At 39.3% G+C, this 1,824-nt stretch carries 2 protein-coding genes and 2 pseudogenes; 1 reads left to right on the forward strand and 3 read right to left on the reverse strand.

What is annotated here, in order from left to right:
- The 3 genes and pseudogenes from GGR08_RS07865 to GGR08_RS07875 form a co-directional block, all read right to left on the reverse strand.
- Positions 1–356 (reverse strand): annotated as a pseudogene (locus GGR08_RS07865) (hypothetical protein); the annotation flags it as partial.
- 12 nt (positions 357–368) lie between these two features.
- Complete coding sequence (locus GGR08_RS07870; RefSeq protein ID WP_183194746.1) at positions 369–770, reverse strand: hypothetical protein; 402 nt, start codon at positions 768–770, stop codon at positions 369–371.
- On the reverse strand, positions 767–1,354 hold the full coding sequence (locus GGR08_RS07875) for a hypothetical protein (protein WP_210273977.1): 588 nt from the start codon (positions 1,352–1,354) through the stop codon (positions 767–769). Before GGR08_RS07875 ends, GGR08_RS07870 begins: the two co-directional genes overlap by 4 nt.
- 121 nt (positions 1,355–1,475) lie before the next feature.
- Between GGR08_RS07875 and GGR08_RS07880 the strand changes: the two are divergent.
- Positions 1,476–1,824 (forward strand): annotated as a pseudogene (locus tag GGR08_RS07880) (hypothetical protein); the annotation flags it as partial.

Consider the following 1,824-nt stretch of genomic DNA (forward strand, 5'->3'; position numbering starts at 1 on the left):
AACCCTGTAATACCATGGCTATACACCAAATCTTTTGCTTCTTGTGTGGAATTGGTCAAACCCCAAAAGTTATTTTCCATAAACTTCTGATAGCCCGTGACCAGAAGTTCTGATATAGTAGAATCGGCTTGAGGGAACACAACAAAATAAAGCGGTTCATTTTTATTCTCCGCATGTTGCTCTGCATAAACAGCAGCTTCATAGGGTGGCGTAAAGATGCCATTAAAGGACACATGCACTTTGCCATCAGAGCCTTCTTGCAAATGCTGCTTTTCTTCATCCGTTAAATAATGAAAGTGAGGAGACAATCCCACACAAGCATGAAAACACATAAATGTGGGAATTGTACTTTCCACAAACAACAAAACTTAAGGATAGCATTCATATTGTTCTGGATGCTTTTTACAAAAAGGGCTGTTTAAGCGCTTCTTGACACTGCGCTGTGGGATGACAGCACCTGGACGACAAATCGGCAAGTTTTTCTCTTTAAAAGTATAACACCAATATGGTCCTCCCCATTTGTAACGGAATCCTGCTTGAATCATGCAAGCATCGATGGAAGCCTCTGCATTGATGCTTAGCTTTCTATTTTCTGGAAAAACATCATAAGGGGTTGGCATACCACATTCTAACAATGCTTTTCCTATCTCCGTAAAATCTGCACCAGACTTCTCCCACATACTCAGAGCCCCTGGAGAAGGCTTATCAATGTTACATCCAGCGATATTTAACAGAATGAAACCGCTTAATAATTTCAAGATTTGTTTCATTTTTTCCTCCCTGAATATTTTGAATAAATTGGCGTACGATTAGGTAATCCATAGAACTTTGTACAAGCATCACTTGGATGTCCATAACAAGCATGGACACTGGGGTAGCCCTTAAATATTTGCCCTGCTTCTTTCCAAGGACCACTTCCAGGAGGTATTTGCTCAAAAGTGTAAGGATTTTTGCCAATCTTTGTACCCACAAAATCATATTTATGATTTTCCAAGTTTACGTAATCCTGCTTTCCATCACTTAAGATATATAACGTATCTGCCATGTTTTGAGTATTATAAGCTGGTCCAAAGAAATTAATCGTTGTTTTCTTTGCTATACCATGAACACCATGCTTTTCTAAATCATGCGATCCATTGCCCGCTGTCATACTGCCGCGGCTATACGCATCAGTATGCAATCCTATATTGCCAAGGCTATACAACAGTTTCTGGTACTTCTTCGTCGAATTGGTCAAAATCCCCAACTTACCTTCTAGAAAATACTGATACCCTGCAATGAACCCCTCTACCAAGAGCGAATCGCTACGAGGGAATATCAGAAAATAGTGCGGATCATTCTTGTTATCAGCCAACTGAACCGCATTATGGGCTGCTTCACAGTAAATTATATATATAAATCAATGTTTTGCTAGAACCCGGCACCCTTATGGGCTGTCAATTTCAAAACTCTTTTACGATAAGAAAGAATTTAAAATGAAAAATTCCAAAAATACAATTTCCTCTTCCATTGCAACTGCAACCGCGTCTGTTAATAAACAACAGCTTGCAAAAAAATACGAACTTACTAATGAAAACCGCGTTGTTAGCGGTGTGACTTTACACCGCATTAAAGCTTTAAGAGACTTTTCTGATGTCAAGGCGGGTTCCTTGGGGGGGCTTTATCGAAAATGAAAATAACTTATCCCATAATGGCAATTGCTGGGTTTATGATGATGCTATGGTTATCAAAGCAAGCGTTTCCGAAAATGCAAAAATACGCAATAATGCCTGTGTTGTGAATTATGCTAAGGTTTATGGGAATGCCGTGATTAGTGATAAGGGA

This window comes from Bartonella fuyuanensis (assembly GCF_014197255.1).
GTDB lineage: Bacteria > Pseudomonadota > Alphaproteobacteria > Rhizobiales > Rhizobiaceae > Bartonella > Bartonella fuyuanensis.